Consider the following 17,003-nt stretch of genomic DNA (forward strand, 5'->3'; position numbering starts at 1 on the left):
AGGTGGCCACTCCCTTGTAGGAGCGCACCCAGTGCGCGACTGCGGAATTTCGGGGTGATCGCTCCGTAGGCTTTTCGCGCACTGGGTGCGCTCCTACACAGGCAGGCAGCGGCTTTGCCGTGCTTCGCCACTTCCACGCCATGCCATCCCCGGCATACTCGGGCTTTCCTCCCACCATCGGCCAGCCATGACCGCCACCACCATCCGCCTGATCGCCCCGTCCGGCTATCCGCACGATTACGACGCCATGGCGCGCGGCGTGGCGCGTCTGCGCGCGGCGGGCTGCACGATCGACGGGCTCGACGTGCTGGATCGGACGGAGCACCGCTTTGCGGGCAGCGATGCGGAACGCGCGGCCGACATCAACCATCTGGCCATCCATCCGTCCCTGCCGGACATTGTGCTCGCGGTACGCGGTGGCTATGGCGTCACACGGCTGCTCGAACACATCCACTACGGCGCGCTGCGCGAGCGCCTTGCGGGTTCGTCGACCTTGCTGGTGGGTCACAGCGATTTCACCGCGCTGCAGATGGCCCTCTACGTGAAGAGCGGCCTTGCCACGTTCGGCGGCCCCATGCTGGGCCCGGATTTCGGCGCGCCGGAGCTCAACGAGCTGATGTGGGAACACTTCTGGCGCACGGTCACCGAGCCGGAAGCCACGGCGCGCTGGGCCACGACGAGCCAGGCGATGCTCGACGTTGAAGGCCCGCTGTGGGGCGGCAACCTCGCCATGCTGTGCAGCCTGATCGGCACGCCGTATTTCCCGCGCATCGACGGCGGCATCCTGTTCGTGGAGGACGTCGGCGAGCCGCCGTTCCGCATCGAGCGCCTGCTGTACCAGCTGCACCTGTCCGGCGTGCTGGACCGGCAGCGGGCGCTGGTGTTCGGCCACTTCACCAACTGCAAGCCGCACGGCTACGACAACGGCTACGACACCGCCGCCGCGCTCGACCATATCGGCCGCGTGGCGCATATCCCGGTGGTGCGCGACCTGCCGTTCGGGCACGAGACCAATAAGTTCACCCTGCCGTTCGGCGTGCCCTCGCGGCTGCGCGTGGCCGACGGGCAGGCCAGCCTGACCTTCCGCGGCCATCCGCACCTGTCCGGGGACGTTCCGAGGCCCGATCCGGCCAAGCGCCCCCAAAATCCGTAAAATAGCTGGCCCACATGGGCCACCGAGCCCACAGGAACCCCCGATTCATGAAGACCATCGAAGGCGATTTCGCCACGCCCAAAGGCCGTTTTGCCATCGTCGCCGGCCGTTTCAACGGCTTCGTCGTCGAGCCCCTGGTGGCCGGCGCGCGTGACGTGCTGGTGCGCCATGGCGTAAAGGACGACGCGATCGAGCTGATCCGCGTGCCGGGCGCCTGGGAAATCGCGCTGGCCGCCAACAAGGTGGCCAACTCCGGCAAGTACGCCGCGGTGATCGCGCTGGGCGCCGTGATCCGTGGTTCCACGCCGCACTTCGACTACGTCGCCGGCGAATGCGCCAAGGGCCTGGCCCAGGCCGCCTACAGCTCCGGCGTGCCGGTGGCGTTCGGCGTGCTGACCACCGACACCATCGAGCAGGCCATCGAGCGCTCCGGCACCAAGGCCGGCAACAAGGGCGCGGACGCCGCGCTGGCCGCGCTCGAAATGGTCAACCTGTACGGAAAGCTGTAATGAATCAACGTCCCGAAGGCATCGACCTGGCCGCCCGCTCGCGTGCGCGTCGCCGCGCGCTGCAGGCCGTGTACGCGTGGCAGATCGGCGGCAGCCGCATGGATGCCGTGATCGACCAGTTCCGCCATGAACAGGACATGGAAGTGGCCGACCTCGAGTACTTCGAGGACCTGCTGCACGGCGTGGAGCGCCATGTCGAAGCCATCGACGACAGCCTGAAGCCGTACGTGGATCGCGAAGTCGGCCAGATCGACCCGATCGAACGCGCCGCGCTGCGCCTGGCCGCGTACGAGCTGAAGTACCGTCCAGACGTGCCGTACCGCGTGATCATCAACGAGGCCATCGAAGTCACCAAGCGCTTCGGCGCCGACCATGGCCACAGCTACGTCAACGGCGTGCTGGACAAGCTCGCCAGCTCGCTGCGCTCCACGGAAAAGCGCGGCTGATGGGCGGCGCGGAGCGGTTGTCTTCCGTTCCCGTCCTCGATACCGCGCGGCTGCGCCTGCGGGCGCATCGCGCCGAGGAGCACGCCGAGCGGGTCGCGATCTGGTCCGATCCCGAGGTAACCCGATTCATCGGCGGACGGCCGTTGACCGGTGAAGAGGTCTGGCGCCGCTTCCTGCAGTACATGGGCCTATGGGACGTGCTTGGCTACGGCTATTGGGCCGTCGAAGAGAAGTCCACCGGCCGCTACATCGGCGACATCGGTTTCGCTGACTTCAAGCGCGACCTGCAGCCCTCGCTGGAAGGCATGCTGGAATTCGGCTGGGTGCTGGCAGCCCACGCCCATGGCAAGGGCTATGCGAGCGAGGCGGTGGCCGCCGCCATCGGCTGGGCCGAGCAGTATCGGCCCAGCTTGCGCGCGGTCTGCATCATCGATCCTGCCAACCTGCCGTCGATCCGCGTGGCCGAGAAGGCCGGCTTCAAACGCTGGCAGGAGACGACCTACCACGGCGGTCCCACCATCGTGTTCAGCCGGTAGCATCGACGGCGACCCTTCACTCGCGCGGGCCGCAACCATGGAATTTCGCCTGATCGACCGCATCCGCGAGCGCACCGCGCAAGGCCGCGAAGACGTGCGCCTGGGCATAGGCGACGACGCCGCGCTGGTGGCGCCGCCCGCCGGGCAGGAGGTCGCCATCGCCATCGACACCATGGTCGAGGGCGTGCATTTCCCGCAGGGCATAGCCCCCGCCGATATTGGTTGGAAGTCGCTGGCGGTCAACCTGTCCGACCTCGCCGCGATGGGTGCCACGCCGTCCTGGGCCCTGCTCGCGCTCACGCTGCCACGGCAGCCGGTGGAACAGGTGCAATCGTTCATCGACGGCTATGCCGAGGGCTTTGCGCAGCTTGCGCAGTCCTATCGGCTGGCCTTGATCGGCGGCGACACCACGCGCGGCATGCTGACGGTGAGCGTGGCGGTGCATGGTTTCGTGCCGCCCGGCCAGGCCCTCACGCGCGCCGGTGCACGTGCAGGCGACGTGGTGCTGGTGACCGGCACCCTGGGCGACGCGGCGGCCGGCCTGCGGCTGTTGCAGGCGGGGGCGCGGGTGGCAGAGGGCGATGGCCGCGCGGCCTACCTGATCGAGCGTCTGCATCGCCCCACGCCGCGGGTGAAGGCGGGCCTTGCCCTGCGTGGCCGCGCCACCGCGTGCATCGACGTGTCCGACGGGCTGCTCGCCGACCTCGGCCATGTCTGCGAGGCCAGCGCACTGGGTGCGGAAATCGACGCCTCGTTGCTGCCTCGCTCGTCCATGCTGCTGGGCGCCTTCGACGAAACCATGACGCGCGACTTAGCACTCTCCGGCGGAGACGACTACGAGCTTTGCTTCACCGTACCGCCCTCGTTGGTTGCCGAAGTGCAGGGCGACCTGGCGCGCTTGGGTTGCGGGGCCACCCGCATCGGGCGCATGGTCGAGGGCACCGGCGTGCGTGTGCGCGACGAGCAGGGCCAATGGCTGGAAACCACGCATCGCGGCTGGGATCACTTCGCATGAGCGCCAACGAAAACGACAACGTCGATACCGACAAGAAGACGCTGAGCGCAGAGCAACGCCGGCTGCTGCTGGCCACGCCGGCCGGCTGGCTGGCCTGCGGATTCGGCTCCGGCCTCGCGCCGTTTGCGCAGGGCACGGCCGGCTCGCTGGCGGCGATCATCCCGTGGCTGCTGTTGCGCACGTTGCCGCTACAGCTCTACGTATTCGCCATCGTCGTCGCGTTCGTGGCGGGCGTATGGGCTTGCGGCATCGCCGGACGCATCCTTGGCGTGGAAGACCACCGCAGCATCGTGTGGGACGAGTTCGTCGGCATGTGGATCGCACTCATTCCCGCGGTCATGCCGGTGTTCTGGGCATCGTGGTCGAGCGTGGTGATCGGTTTCCTGCTGTTCCGCCTGTTCGATGTCTGGAAGCCCTGGCCGATCCGCCTGCTGGACCAGCGCCTCAAGGGCGGCGTCGGCGTGATGATGGATGACGTCGTCGCCGGCGTGTTCGCCGCCATCGTGCTGGCCTTCCTGCTGCGCTTCTAGGCGCTTCGCCGAGCAGCCTCTTTTTCGCCATAAGCGGTCGGTAGTCTCGCCTCGTGCCGCGCGGTGACGCGTTCGGCTGCGCCATCACGGATGACAAGGAAGGGGAGAGTCGATGAACCGTTTGCCGGGCCTGGATCTGCTGCGCGCGATCGCGATCGCGTGGGTGATGATCTTCCATTCATACATCATCGGTGGCTGGGGCCACTACGGCGGCATCGAGAAGATCGGCTGGATGGGGGTGGACCTGTTCTTCGTGCTCAGCGGCTTCCTGATCGGTTCGCAGGTGCTCAAGCCGCTCGCGGAGGGCCACGCGTTTTCCTTCGCCGATTTCTACCTGCGCCGCGCCTTCCGCATCCTGCCGGTGTACCTGCTGGTGGTGGCCGTCTATTTCATTTGGCCGTCCATGCGCGAGTATCCGGGCATCCAGCCGCTGTGGCAGTTCCTCACCTTCACGGTGAACCTGCTGATCGACGTGGAGCACAACCTCGCGTTTTCACACGTGTGGTCGCTGTGCGTTGAAGAGCACTTTTACCTGCTGTTTCCGCTGCTGGCGTGGTGGCTGGCGCGTAGGCCGTCGGCGCCCAGATTCATCGCCGTATGTGTGGCGGTGGTGGTCGGCGGCATGTTCTTGCGTGGTTACATCTGGCTGCATTTCATGGAGCCGGTGAAGGACGTTGACCAAAATTCCTATGGAAAGGCGTTTCTCGAAGGCATCTACTACCCCACGTGGTCGCGCCTGGACGGCTTGCTGACCGGTGTGGTGCTAGCCGTGCTGCGCACCTATCGGCCGGCCTGGTGGTCGCGGTGGGGGCGGCGAGCGAACGGGGTGCTGCTGGCGGGGATGGTCGTGGTGGGCCTGGCGATCTGGCTGTTCCAGGACCGCACCGGCTTCGCGGCGACGCTGCTGGGCTACCCGTTGTTGTCGCTGGGCATGGGCCTGCTGGTCTGGGCCGGCGCCCACGAAAACAGTGTCCTGGCGCATGCCAGGGTACCGGGTGCAGGATGGCTCGCGATGGCGTCCTACAGCTTGTACCTGTCACACAAGCTGGTGTTTCATGGGGTGGAGGCCGCTGCCGGACGCTGGTTGGATGGCCATGGCCTGGCGACGTTTGCGGGATATGCGTTGGCGGTGCTGGCTACGGGCGCAGTGTTGCACTATGCGGTGGAGCGACCGTTCCTGAAGCTGCGGGGACATGTGGTGGGGCTGCGGTCCCGCCGTTCCTTCACCGGCACCGTACCTGCGCAGGCAGACGCCGCCTGAGCAGGGCGGCAGGGGAAGGCCGGCGATGGCCGGCATGATGGGGTTCGACAATCAGGGGGTGTGTCATGCGCAAGCTATTCACGTTGGCATGTCTGGTCGCGCTCGCTTGGAGCGCGTCGTTCACGGTGGCGGCCGCGACCGCGACGGGGCCCTGCAGGTTGATTGATCCATCGACCTGCGCGGACGCGAAGGAACTCGCGCGCGCCAATGGCTTCACGCAGGCGTTGAGCCACTTCACGGGCGGCGTGAAGGCCAGCTATTTCAGTACCGACCGCACGGTGAGCGCACAGGCGCTGTCGGCCTTTGGCGGTGCGGCGGACCACGTCGTGCCCCTGGCCGACAACCGCTATCTGTTCGCGGCGTGTCCGTCGCGCGAATGCGGCGGCAGCGCCGCGGCGATCGTGGTCAACCAGTACGGCCAGATCGAAGGGCTGGGATTCTCGAGCTTTCACTGCGAGACCGGCTGCGAAGACTATCGGCACGTGGACATCTACATGCGCAAGGACAGCCAGGACGACACCGTGGTCGCCGCGCTGAAGGCCTGGGCCACCAGCGACCGGTTGCGCCAGAGCGTCACGCGGCCCGAGGCGGACGAGGGCATCGACAAGCGTATGGACGTCCATTTGCTGCCTTGAAGAAAACGCGGAGCCGGCGAGGCATTCACCTCGTCGGCCTCGCCGCGCATCAGGCGGCGAGGCGCAGCGCGACGTACGGCAGGATGAACAGCAGCCAGGTCGCGACCTTGTAGCCGGCCATGCCCGCATAGTGGATGCCGTCGAAGGTTTCTTCGGACAGATGGAACCATCGGCTGTGCATGGCGTACATGCGGTCGTGCATGCTTCGGAACAGCGCGAACCACACGCTGACGAACAGCAGGTTCAGGATCGCCGACCAGCCAAGCGCGGCGCGCAGCAATTCGAGGCTCATGGTTCTGCCTTCGCGGTAGGATGCGCGCGAGCTTAGCTCGCCTTCGCCTCCAGCACGATGCGGTAGCGCGCCTTGCCGTCGGCAAGATGCTTGAGTGCCTCGTTCACCTGGTCCATCGGGAACATTTCCACCTGCGGGCGGATGTCGTGGCGTGTGGCGAAATCCAGCAGCGTGGCGATGTCGACCGGCGAACCCGTAGGCGAGCTCGATACTTCGCGCTCGCCCATCATCAGCGTGAACACGGGAATGGGGATCGGCTCGAGCACGGCGCCGACCACATGCATGCGGCCAAGCGGCGCCAGCGTGGAGAGCAGGGCGTTCCAGTCCAGCGGCACGTTGACGGTCACCAGCAGCAGGTCCAGCGAACCGGCGATCGCCTTGATGGCATCGGCATCCCGACTGGACACCACGTGGTGGGCACCGAAGGAGCGTGCCTCATCCGCCTTGGACGGGTTGGAAGTGAACGCCGTGACCTCGCAACCCCAGGCCCGTGCGAACTTCACGGCCATGTGGCCCAACCCGCCGATGCCGACCACGCCCACGCGTGCGTTGGGCGTGATGCGGTAGGCCAGGAACGGCTTGAGGACGGTGATGCCGCCGCACAGCAGCGGTCCGGCGCTGGCCAGGTGGATGCCCTCCGGCAACGGGATCGCCCATGCCCAATGCGAACGCACCTTGTCGGCGAAGCCGCCCTGATGACCGCCGCCGATGGTGGCGACCGAGCTGGGACACAGGTTCTGATGGCCCGACAGGCATGGATGGCAGTGCATGCAACTGCTGGCGGTCCAGCCGATGCCGACCCGCTGCCCCACCGACAGTCCCTTGGCGTATTCACCCAAGGCCGTCACGCGGCCGATGACTTCATGCCCCGGAACGAACGGAAAGCGCGCCATGCCCCATTCGTTGTTGATCATCGAAAGATCGGAGTGGCAGATGCCGCAGTAGTCGACCGCGACTTCCACTTCTTCCGCACCGAGCGGCCCCAGGTCGAACTGTTCGAGGACCAGCGGCTTGCCTGCCTCGCGCGCCGACCAACCGTGCATCTGCGACATGGCTTCGCTCCGATCGAAAGAAATGGACGATAACACTCAAGGCTAGACCCTGTGCCGTCGGCGCCACGTATAGGCGGCAGTGATGGACGCAGCGGGCGTGCTCTTGGCATGCTGCCCTATCCCCTTTCCACCGGAGCGACCCCATGCACTATCGACGTCTCGGAAAATCCGGCCTGCAACTGTCCGCGTTGTCGTTCGGCGCGTGGGTCACGTTCGGCAGGCAGGTGGGGCGCTCGCTGGCGCGCGATCTGCTGGCGATGGCGCATGACCATGGCGTGAATTTCTTCGATAACGCCGAAACCTACAACCACGGCGTGGCCGAAACGCTGATGGGCGACGTGTTGGCCGACCTTCGTTTCCCACGCGACAGCTATTGCGTGTCGAGCAAGGTGTATTTCGGCTCCGCGGAAAACCCGCTGCCGACGCAGCGCGGCCTGTCGCGCAAGCACGTGATCGAAGCCTGCCACCAGGCCTTGCAGCGCCTGCGCGTGGAACACCTGGACCTGTACTTCTGCCACCGTCCCGATCCGGATACGCCGATCGAGGAAACCGTCGGCGCGATGGACATGCTGGTGCGCCAGGGCAAGGTGCTGTACTGGGGCACCAGCGAATGGCCGGCGGATGCCATCGTCGAGGCGCACCGCATCGCGCGCGAGAACCACCTGTTCGCGCCGACGATGGAACAGCCGCAGTACAACCTGTTGCATCGCGAGCGCGTCGAACAGGAATACGCACCGCTGTACGACGCATACGGCATGGGCACCACGATCTGGTCGCCGCTGGCCTCGGGCCTGCTCACCGGCAAATACAACGATGGCGTGCCGTCCGATACCCGCTTGTCGCAACCGGGCTACGAATGGCTGCGCGAGGCGATCCTGGAGCAGGGCGGCGATCGCATCGAGAAGGTGCGCCGCCTGGCGCCGATCGCGTCCGACCTCGGCGTATCGATGGCGCAGCTCGCCGTCGCGTGGTGCCTGGTGAATCCGCATGTCTCCACGGTGATGCTGGGTGCGAGCAAGCTGGAGCAGCTCGAACACAACCTCGCCGCACTCGACGTGCTGCCTCGACTGGATGCTGATGTGTTGAAACGGATCGAGCAGGCGTTGGCCTGACGAATCCTCTCCCTCTCTGTAGGAGCGCACCCAGTGCGCGACCGCGGCCTTCGGCATCACCGCTCCGTCGGCTTATCGCGCACTGGGTGCGCTCCTACATTGCCTGTGTCACGCCCTCGCATTGCCATATATCGCCCGGCGCGTGCCGCTCCGTGTGGCCAAGATGTCGGAACCCATCAAGGAACTCACCACGCATGAAGCCCTCGCTCCGCAGCGCGCTCCTCGCCGCGCTCACGCTCGCGACCCTCTCCGCTTGGGCCGGTCAGCCGCCGGAATGGTCCCAGCCGCAGAAGCCGTTCCGCATCTACGGCAACACCTATTACGTGGGAACCCGCGGGCTCACCTCGATCCTCATCACATCACCGCAGGGGTTGGTGCTGATCGACGGCACGCTGCCGCAGAACGTGAAGCAGATCGAAGCGAACATCCAGGCGCTGGGTTTCCGCCTCACCGACGTGAAGGTGATCCTCAACACGCACGCGCATTTCGACCATGCTGGCGGCATCGCCGAACTCGCGCGCGACACCGGCGCGCGTGTCGAAGCGAGCAGCGCAGGGGCGAAGGCGTTGATGCTCGGCGGCAAGGATCCGGCTGACCCGCAGTACGGCGAGGCGTCGCCGTACGCGCCGGTTCCCCACGTCGCCACCGTGCCCGATCTCGGCGTGGTGCAGGTGGGCGACGTGGCGATAACGGCGCACTACACGCCCGGTCACACGCCGGGCGCGACAACCTGGACCTGGCGATCATGCGAGGCCGGTCGCTGCATGAACATGGTGTTTGCCGACAGCCTCGGCGCGTACGCGGCGGATGGCTATCGGTTCAGTGATCCGGCGCATCCCGAGCGCCTGGAAAACTATCGACGCAGCATCGAAACGATCGCGTCGCTGCCTTGCGACATCCTGCTGTCACCCCACCCGGACCAGAGCGATCTGCTCGAACGCGTGGCCAAGCGGGATGCCGGTACCAAACCCGATCCGGTGGTCGACGGCCATGCCTGCCGTGCCTACGCGGAGGAGGGCCGGGCGAAGCTGGAGGCGCGGCTGGCCAAGGAAAAGGCCACCGCCGCGGGCGGCAAGGGCGGCCGCTGAACAGGACGTCGCATCGCTGCATCAGCGGGTTGACAGTCAAATGAGAATTATTATCATCTGACCGTCACCCCACTGACCGCGGAGCCTCACCATGACGACCAGCGTCCTGTCCCTGCCGCACGGCGACGATGCCCCGGCGCGCTCGTTCCGCCTGCTCAGCCTCAAGGCGCCAGCGCCCGCGGCGGACACTGCCCTGACGCGTCGCGTGTCCAGCCAGGCGCTGCTCAACGGCGAGCGCGAGCTGGTGATCCAGCATCAGGGCAGCGAATACCACCTGCGCCTCACGCGCAACGACAAGCTGATCCTCACCAAGTAAGCGGATCTCCCCAGGACAGCCGCAAGGGCATGGATGCCCCTTCTTCCCGTTCCGGCACTGCGCCGGATACCACCAGGCCTATCGCCACGCCGTTCCCGCGGAACGCCAGCCGGGTCGCTCCCACCAGGAGATTGACGATGTTCGGTTGGCTCGCGCATGCCTTTGCCTCGCTGCGCCCTTCATGCGACGCGGCGAGTTGGTCCATCAGCCGTTGCAGGGTGCCGATCGCGGGCACCGAACTGGCGCAACGCCTGCCGATGCTCGGCAGCGTGCTCTACCTGCCGGCCCGTTGCGTGGTGCAGGAACCCTGGCCCGTGCCCGCGGGCTGGCTGGCCGCGCGCTGCGAACTCGCGCCGGTGCTGCGCAGCGACGCGCTGATCGTGTCGAGCATGATCGGCGCGGACGGCCCGCGCGAATGGATCGATTGCGTGGACGGGCAAGGCCGCTTCTGCGCGCGCGTGCACCTGCTGCCCGACACCGACTACCTCGCCTGGGACGCCCTGCTTGCGGGAAGCCAGCCCTTGCCCGCCACGCCGCTGTGTCCGGACCAGATGGCGTGCCGTGCAGCAAGCGCCGAGCTGGTGTGTTTCCGCACGCGCCGCCTCGGCCAACTCGACCTGCTGGAAACCCTGCGGCTCGGCCATCTGTCGGCGCTGGGCCGGCACATCGCCCATGAGGCCGCGCGCACGGCGGCGGTGGAGCTGGAGCCCGCGCGCGGTTGAGAACGACTGCCGGATCGTCCGCGGACGCTTGTCCGTCTGTCCGTGCCGGTGTCCGCGGACAACTGTCCGCGCCGAGGCGACTCTGCTAAGTCGCTGAAAGTAAGCGATTAAATCATCGATTCCCGGTTGGCACGCCGCTTGCTGACAGGGAACCAGGGGCCGCATTGTCCGCGGCCAGGGACACATCGATGATTCGTGACACCTCCGCGCAAGACCGGCTGGTCGAAGTCAAACCCAATCGCAAGCGCCGCGTGGTGCTGATCGGCGCCGGCGTCGCCGTACTGGCGCTGCTGGCGATCTTCGGCCCGCGCATCGGCCGCCTGTTTTCAGCGGACGCATCCGTCAGCGCCTCGCGCCTTGCCTTCGCCACCGTGACGCGCGGCCCGTTCGTGCGCGACATCGCCGCCGAGGGCAAGGTGGTCGCCGCGGTGAGCCCGACGATGTATGCCACCTACGGCGGCGCGGTCACGCTGAAGGTGCATGCCGGCGACGCGGTGAAGAAGGGCCAGGTGCTCGCCGTGATCGACAGCCCGGAGCTCACCAACAAGCTCGCGCAGGAACAGAGCGCCGCCGATGCGATGCAGGTGGACTACCTGCGCGCGCAGATCGATGCCCGCAAGACCCGCGGTGAACTGCAGAAGGCCTACGACAGCGCGCAGATCGACGAGCAGGGCGCGCAGCGCGACCTCACGCGCTACCAGAAGGCTTTCGCCCAGGGCGCCGTGCCGAGCATGAACGTGGACAAGGCCAAGGACGAGCTGGAGAAGTCGCGCATCACGCTGGCCCACGCCAAGGCCGACCTCGCCACCAATACCGACAGCCTCAACTTCGACATCCAGTCCAAGAAGCTCGCGCACGATCGCCAGCTGCTGCTGGTGAAGGACCTGCAGCGCCAAGTGGACGACCTCAATGTGAAGTCGCCGGTGGATGGCCAGGTCGGCCAGCTCTTCATCGCCGAGCGCGCCACGGTTGCCAAGGACGCACAGCTGCTCAGCGTCATTGACCTGAGCGCGCTGGAAGTGGAAATGAAGGTGCCGGAAAGCTTCGCGCGTGACCTGGGCATCGGCATGGCCGGCGAGATCAGCGGCAACGGCAGCGTGTGGAAGGGCCTGGTCAGCGCCATCTCGCCCGAAGTGGTGAACGGTGAAGTCGCCGCCCGCCTGCGCTTTGAGGGCACCACGCCCAAGCAGCTGCGCCAGAACCAGCGCCTGTCCGTGCGCATCCTGCTCGACAAGCGCGACAACGTGCTCACCGTGCAGCGCGGTTCGTTCGTCGACGAGTCCGGCGGCAGCTACGCCTACATCGTGCGCGACGGCGTCGCCGAAAAGCATCCGATCCGCGTCGGCACCAGCAGCATCGACAAGGTGGAGATCCTCGATGGCCTGAAGGAAGGCGACAACATCGTGATCTCCGGTACCGACAGCTTCAAGGGCGCCCAGCGCGTCGCCATCAGCAACTGACGTGTTTTTCCTTCTCCCGCCGGGAGAAGGTGCCCGAAGGGCGGATGAGGGTACGGGGCTTGCGAATAGCGGCGGACCCGAACCCTCACCCCAACCCCTCTCCCGATGGGAGAGGGGCTTAAGAGATGCCACCACTGAGGAAGAACCCATGCTCAAGATGACCCACCTGTCCAAGGTCTACCGCACCGAAGTGGTGGAGACCTATGCGTTGCGCGATTTCAACATCAACGTGAACGAAGGCGAGTTCGTGGCCGTGACCGGACCGTCCGGCTCGGGCAAGACCACCTTCCTCACCATTGCCGGCCTGCTCGAAACCTTCACTGGCGGCCAGTACCACCTCGATGGCGTGGAGGTGAGCAACCTCAACGACAACGAGCGCTCGAAGATCCGCAACGAGAAGATCGGCTTCATCTTCCAGGCGTTCAACCTGATCCCCGACCTCAACGTCTACGACAACGTCGAAGTGCCGCTGCGCTATCGCGGCATGAAGGGCCCGGAGCGCAAGGACCGCATCATGAACGCGCTGGAGCGCGTCGGCCTGGCGTCGCGCGCCAAGCACTACCCGGCCGAGCTGTCGGGCGGCCAGCAGCAGCGCGTGGCGATCGCGCGCGCGCTGGCCGGCTCGCCGCGCCTGCTGCTGGCGGACGAACCGACCGGCAACCTGGACACGCAGATGGCCCGCGGCGTGATGGAGCTGCTGGAGGAGATCCATCGCGAAGGCGCCACCATCGTGATGGTGACGCACGATCCGGAACTCGCCGCACGCGCCCAGCGCAACGTGCACATCATCGATGGCCAGGTGGTCGATCTGGCGGAAGACCCGCGCTTCCACCACGCGGTGCATTCGGCGCGCGCCAACTCGCCGGCCTGATCCCAACGCCAGCCTCCCGCGCGAGCGGGAGGCGTTAGCCCCCTGAAGGACGCCCATGTTCGCCTACTACCTCCAGCTTGGCCTGCGCAGCCTCCGGAAAAACCCGCTGTTGACTCTGCTCATGGTGTTGGCGATCGGTTGCGGCGTGGCCGCATCGATGACCACCTATTCGGTGTTCCGCGCGACGTCCAACAACCCGATCCCGCAGAAGTCGTCGCAGCTCTACGTGCCGCAGATCGACAACTGGGGGCCGGACTCCTCCAAGGACAACAAGGGCGAGCCGCCCAATGCGATGACGTACACCGACGCCATCAACCTGATGCGCGACAAGCGTGCGAAACGCCAGACGGCCTTGTATCCGACCGCCATATCCATCGTGCCGGCCGATGCGTCGATGCTGCCGTTCCGCGAAACCAGCTACGGCTGGTACGCCGATGCCTTCGGCATGTTCGATGTTCCCTTCCAGTACGGCCAGGGCTGGACAGCCGGCGAGGACGAATCCCACGCCTCGGTGGCCGTCATCGGCAAGGCGCTCAACGAGAAGCTGTTCAATGGCGGCAACAGTGTCGGCAAGAACATCAACCTCAATGGCCGCGACTACCGCATCGTCGGCGTGGCCGACAAGTGGAATCCCGAGCCGGTGTTCTACGACGTCACCAATACCAACGGTTTCGATGATCCGATCCAGGTGTTCATCCCGTTCACGCGCGCCGTGGAATTGAAAACGCCGACCAGCGGCAACAACAACTGCAACCACGATCCGGGCAAGGGCTGGGACGAGTGGATCCGTTCCGAATGCGTGTGGCTGGGCTTCTGGGCCGAACTGCCGACCAAGGCCGAGGCCGATGCGTATCGCCAGTACCTCAATGGCTATTCCGCCGAACAGCAGCGCGCCGGCCGCTTCCGCTGGGCGCCCAACACGCGCCTGCGCAACGTCGTGGAATGGCTGGACTACCAGAAGGTCGTGCCGCAGGAAGCGAAGGTTTCGCTGATGGTGTCGCTGGGCTTCCTGCTGATCTGCCTGGTGAACACGGTGGGCCTGCTGCTGGCCAAGTTCATGCGTCGCTCCTCGGAGATCGGCGTGCGCCGCGCACTGGGTGCGACGCGCAAGGAGATCTACATCCAGTTCCTGATCGAAGCGGCGGCCATCGGTTTGGCCGGCGGCGTGGTGGGCCTGCTGCTCACGGGCCTGGGCGTGATGGGCGTGTCGCTGGTGTTCGAACCGGACATCGCCAAGCTCGCCACCTTGGACGTATCGCTGGTGCTGCTGACCGTTCTGGTCGCCATCCTGGCGACGGTGCTGGCGGCCTTCTATCCCACGTGGCGCGCCGCACAGGTGCAGCCGGCGTGGCAGCTGAAATCGAACTGAGGCGATGACCATGTTGCAGATCAAGCCCATTCTCGCCGCCCTCAAGCGCCACAAGGCCGGCACCGTCCTGATCGCCCTGCAGATCGCGCTGACACTCGCGATCGTTTGCAATGCGCTGTTCATCATCAGTCAACGCCTGGACCGCGTCCACCGGCCCACCGGCCTGGTGGAGAGCGATCTGATGGCGATCCAGAACCGCTTCGTCGGCACCGAGGAAAACAACGCCGCGCCGCTGATCAAGGCAGACCTCGTCGCGCTGCGCCAGCTCCCTGGCGTGCAGGACGTGGTGGCCATCAACTCCTATCCGTTGCGTGGCGGCGGCTGGTCGACCGGCGTGCGCACCGACGTGGACGCGAAGGACTCCAAGGCGCATACCACGCAGTACTTCGGAGACGAACATACCCTGGCGTCCATGGGGGTCCGCCTTGTCGAAGGGCGCAACTTCCGCTCGGACGAAATCGTGGAAGCCGATCCGCAGGCCATTCCCGATCCCGCGGCGATCATCGTGAGCAAGGCACTGGCCGACAAGATGTATCCCGACGGCCACGCGCTGGGCAAGACGCTCTACATCGGCGACTCCAAGAAGCCGAGCACCATCGTCGGCATCGTGGAGCGCCTGCAAGTGCCTTGGAATGGCACCTGGTCCGATTCGTTCTACGAAAACTCGCTGATCCAGCCGGTGCAGCTGACCAGCGCGTTCACCAACTACCTGATCCGCGCCAAGCCCGGCCAGCTGGGCGACGTGCTGAAGGCGGCGCCGGCGGCGCTGGTGAAGGTGAACCGCATGCGTGTGATTCCGAGCGATCGCGGTGTGCGTACCTTTGCCGAAGTACGCGAGCACGCCTACAAGGGCGACCGCGGCATGGCGATCCTGATGGGCGTGGTGTGCCTGGTGCTGCTGGGCATCACCGCAGCGGGCATCGTGGGCCTCACCAGCTTCTGGGTTGGACAGCGCCGCAAGCAGATCGGCGTGCGCCGCGCGTTGGGCGCCACCAAGCACGACATCCTCAGCTACTTCCTCACCGAGAACCTGCTGATCGGTGTGGCCGGCGTGGTGATCGGCGCGCTGCTGGCCATCGCCATGAACCTGTGGCTGGTGACGCAGTACGAGATGGCGCGTCTCTCCGTGCCCTACGTGTTGGTCGGCGTCGCTGCCCTGCTGTTGCTCGGGCAGGGCGCCACGCTGGCACCGGCCATGCGCGCCTCGCGCGTGTCACCGGTGGAGGCGACGCGCTCGGTGTAACGAGGCGTCGTCCGCATGTCACGGAAGAATGTCATCGGCGGAGTCCGCAAGCGCAATGAGGTATCCATGAGCGGCATGTTTGTCCACAACCTTCGGCTTGGCACCCACAGCCTGCGGCGCAATCCGCTGCTGACGGCGCTGATGATCATGTCGATCGGGTTTGGCGTGGCAGCGTCGATGGTGACGTACGCCGTGTTCCGCGCGGTATCGGGTGACCCGATACCGCAGAAGTCTTCCCAGCTGTTCGCGCCGCAGATCGACAACCGCGGCCCGCAGTACAACCGCGAGGGCGAGCCGCCCGATGCCCTTAACTACACCGACGCCATGGCGCTGATGCGCGCGCACAAGGCGCCGCGGCAGACCCTGTTGTTCCAGGTCGGTCTGTCGGTGACGCCCGAAGACTCGCACCGCATGCCATTCAAGGCCTTGGGTTATGCGACCTACGGCGATTTCTTCCCGATGTTCGACGTGCCATTCCAGTACGGCAACGGCTGGGGCGCGGAGCAGGACAACGGACGCGAGCCGGTGGTGGTGATCAGCCGCGCGCTCAACCAGAAGCTGTTCGGCGGCGAGAACAGCGTGGGGCGTCGCATCACGTTGGAGGATCGCCAGTACCGTATCGTCGGCGTGACCGAGAACTGGGATCCCAAGCCACGCTTCTTCGACATGTTCAGCGGCAACGCGTACGCCGATCCGCCGCAGGTGTATATCCCGTTCACCTACGCGATCGACCAGCGCATCGATACCTACGGCAACAACAACTGCGGCAGCGATGGCAAGCGCGGCGACGACTTCGACAGCTGGCTGCGCGGCGAATGCGTGTGGATCAGCCCATGGGTGGAACTCAACACCGCCGATCAGGTGCAGGCGTACCGCCAGTTCCTCGATGGTTATGCCGAAGAGCAGCGCAAGGCCGGCCGCTTCAACTGGGCGCCGAACAACCGCCTGCGCGACGTGCATGCGTGGCTCGAGCACGAGCATGCGGTGCCGCCGGAAAGCCGCATCTCGCTGTCGCTGGCGCTCGGCTTCCTGGTGATCTGCCTGGTCAACACGATCGGCCTGCTGCTGGCGAAATTCATGCGGAGGGCTCCTGAAATCGGCGTGCGTCGCGCCCTGGGTGCGTCACGCGCGGACATCTACCATCAGTTTCTCGCGGAGGCGGCGATGGTCGGCTTCGCCGGCGGCGTGCTCGGCCTCGTGCTGACCGGCGCCGGCATGTTCGGCGTCGGCCTGGTGTTCGAGCCGCAGATCGCGCGGCTGGCGCATCTGGACATCTCGCTGGTGTTGCTGACGCTGTTGCTGGCGATCACGGCGACCGTGCTGGCGGCCTTCTATCCCACATGGCGTGCAGCGCAGGTACAGCCTGCGTGGCAGCTGAAATCCAACTGAGGCA

At 66.2% G+C, this 17,003-nt stretch carries 19 protein-coding genes; 17 read left to right on the forward strand and 2 right to left on the reverse strand.

Annotated features, from left to right (window positions below):
- The first annotated feature begins 187 nt into the window (after positions 1 to 187).
- The 8 genes from ldcA to CA260_RS04045 all read left to right on the forward strand — a co-directional run bounded on the left by ldcA (position 188) and on the right by CA260_RS04045 (position 6,085).
- Positions 188 to 1,153, forward strand: coding sequence for a muramoyltetrapeptide carboxypeptidase (gene ldcA, locus CA260_RS04010; RefSeq protein WP_111981130.1), 966 nt, complete (start codon positions 188 to 190; stop codon positions 1,151 to 1,153).
- A gap of 47 nt (positions 1,154 to 1,200) precedes the next feature.
- Positions 1,201 to 1,662: a 6,7-dimethyl-8-ribityllumazine synthase gene (ribH, locus tag CA260_RS04015; RefSeq protein ID WP_111981131.1), complete on the forward strand. Its 462-nt coding sequence runs from the start codon at positions 1,201 to 1,203 to the stop codon at positions 1,660 to 1,662.
- Positions 1,662 to 2,108 (forward strand): transcription antitermination factor NusB, encoded by a 447-nt coding sequence (gene nusB, locus CA260_RS04020; RefSeq protein WP_111981132.1) that lies wholly within the window; start codon positions 1,662 to 1,664, stop codon positions 2,106 to 2,108. Before ribH ends, nusB begins: the two co-directional genes overlap by 1 nt.
- Positions 2,108 to 2,644 carry a GNAT family N-acetyltransferase gene (locus CA260_RS04025; protein WP_111981133.1) on the forward strand — a complete coding sequence of 179 codons (537 nt, stop codon included), beginning with the start codon at positions 2,108 to 2,110 and terminating at the stop codon, positions 2,642 to 2,644. Before nusB ends, CA260_RS04025 begins: the two co-directional genes overlap by 1 nt.
- Before the next feature lie 37 nt (positions 2,645 to 2,681).
- Positions 2,682 to 3,659 (forward strand): thiamine-phosphate kinase, encoded by a 978-nt coding sequence (gene thiL / locus CA260_RS04030; protein WP_111981134.1) that lies wholly within the window; start codon positions 2,682 to 2,684, stop codon positions 3,657 to 3,659.
- Positions 3,656 to 4,189, forward strand: a complete 534-nt coding sequence (locus CA260_RS04035) for a phosphatidylglycerophosphatase A family protein (RefSeq protein WP_111981135.1) — start codon at positions 3,656 to 3,658, stop codon at positions 4,187 to 4,189. Before thiL ends, CA260_RS04035 begins: the two co-directional genes overlap by 4 nt.
- A gap of 112 nt (positions 4,190 to 4,301) precedes the next feature.
- On the forward strand, positions 4,302 to 5,450 hold the full coding sequence (locus tag CA260_RS04040; protein WP_111981136.1) for an acyltransferase family protein: 1,149 nt from the start codon (positions 4,302 to 4,304) through the stop codon (positions 5,448 to 5,450).
- 65 nt (positions 5,451 to 5,515) lie between these two features.
- Entirely contained in the window at positions 5,516 to 6,085 is a 570-nt protein-coding gene (locus CA260_RS04045) for a hypothetical protein (protein ID WP_111981137.1), read from the forward strand.
- A gap of 49 nt (positions 6,086 to 6,134) precedes the next feature.
- Here CA260_RS04045 and CA260_RS04050 read toward each other — a convergent pair whose 3' ends face one another.
- Together CA260_RS04050 and ahr are read right to left on the reverse strand one after the other, a co-directional pair.
- Positions 6,135 to 6,377 carry a DUF6868 family protein gene (locus CA260_RS04050; RefSeq protein WP_111981138.1) on the reverse strand — a complete coding sequence of 81 codons (243 nt, stop codon included), beginning with the start codon at positions 6,375 to 6,377 and terminating at the stop codon, positions 6,135 to 6,137.
- Positions 6,378 to 6,409: 32 nt separating this feature from the next.
- Complete coding sequence (gene ahr, locus CA260_RS04055) at positions 6,410 to 7,429, reverse strand: NADPH-dependent aldehyde reductase Ahr (RefSeq protein ID WP_111981139.1); 1,020 nt, start codon at positions 7,427 to 7,429, stop codon at positions 6,410 to 6,412.
- 143 nt (positions 7,430 to 7,572) lie between these two features.
- On the opposite strand from ahr, the gene CA260_RS04060 reads away from it, so the two are divergent.
- From CA260_RS04060 to CA260_RS04100, 9 genes are all read left to right on the forward strand, one after another.
- The gene (locus CA260_RS04060) at positions 7,573 to 8,541 is read left to right on the forward strand and encodes a potassium channel beta subunit family protein (RefSeq protein ID WP_111981140.1); all 969 of its coding nucleotides are present in this window, start codon (positions 7,573 to 7,575) and stop codon (positions 8,539 to 8,541) included.
- 194 nt (positions 8,542 to 8,735) lie between these two features.
- Positions 8,736 to 9,629, forward strand: coding sequence for a subclass B3 metallo-beta-lactamase (gene bla / locus CA260_RS04065; protein WP_111981141.1), 894 nt, complete (start codon positions 8,736 to 8,738; stop codon positions 9,627 to 9,629).
- A 91-nt stretch (positions 9,630 to 9,720) separates the two neighbouring features.
- On the forward strand, positions 9,721 to 9,945 hold the full coding sequence (gene hemP, locus CA260_RS04070; protein ID WP_111981142.1) for a hemin uptake protein HemP: 225 nt from the start codon (positions 9,721 to 9,723) through the stop codon (positions 9,943 to 9,945).
- A gap of 137 nt (positions 9,946 to 10,082) precedes the next feature.
- Positions 10,083 to 10,667: a hypothetical protein gene (locus tag CA260_RS04075; protein ID WP_111981143.1), complete on the forward strand. Its 585-nt coding sequence runs from the start codon at positions 10,083 to 10,085 to the stop codon at positions 10,665 to 10,667.
- A 188-nt stretch (positions 10,668 to 10,855) separates the two neighbouring features.
- Positions 10,856 to 12,127 carry an efflux RND transporter periplasmic adaptor subunit gene (locus tag CA260_RS04080; RefSeq protein ID WP_111981144.1) on the forward strand — a complete coding sequence of 424 codons (1,272 nt, stop codon included), beginning with the start codon at positions 10,856 to 10,858 and terminating at the stop codon, positions 12,125 to 12,127.
- Between the two features lie 148 nt (positions 12,128 to 12,275).
- Positions 12,276 to 12,998 carry an ABC transporter ATP-binding protein gene (locus CA260_RS04085; RefSeq protein WP_038615423.1) on the forward strand — a complete coding sequence of 241 codons (723 nt, stop codon included), beginning with the start codon at positions 12,276 to 12,278 and terminating at the stop codon, positions 12,996 to 12,998.
- Positions 12,999 to 13,053: 55 nt separating this feature from the next.
- A complete protein-coding gene (locus CA260_RS04090) occupies positions 13,054 to 14,367 on the forward strand; it encodes an ABC transporter permease (protein ID WP_111981145.1) in 1,314 nt (437 codons plus the stop codon).
- 10 nt (positions 14,368 to 14,377) lie between these two features.
- Positions 14,378 to 15,610, forward strand: coding sequence for an ABC transporter permease (locus CA260_RS04095; RefSeq protein WP_111982993.1), 1,233 nt, complete (start codon positions 14,378 to 14,380; stop codon positions 15,608 to 15,610).
- A gap of 75 nt (positions 15,611 to 15,685) precedes the next feature.
- The gene (locus CA260_RS04100; protein ID WP_111982994.1) at positions 15,686 to 16,999 is read left to right on the forward strand and encodes an ABC transporter permease; all 1,314 of its coding nucleotides are present in this window, start codon (positions 15,686 to 15,688) and stop codon (positions 16,997 to 16,999) included.
- The last annotated feature ends 4 nt before the right edge of the window (positions 17,000 to 17,003 follow it).

Source organism: Dyella jiangningensis (assembly GCF_003264855.1).
In the GTDB taxonomy this organism is placed as follows: Bacteria; Pseudomonadota; Gammaproteobacteria; order Xanthomonadales; family Rhodanobacteraceae; genus Dyella; species Dyella jiangningensis_C.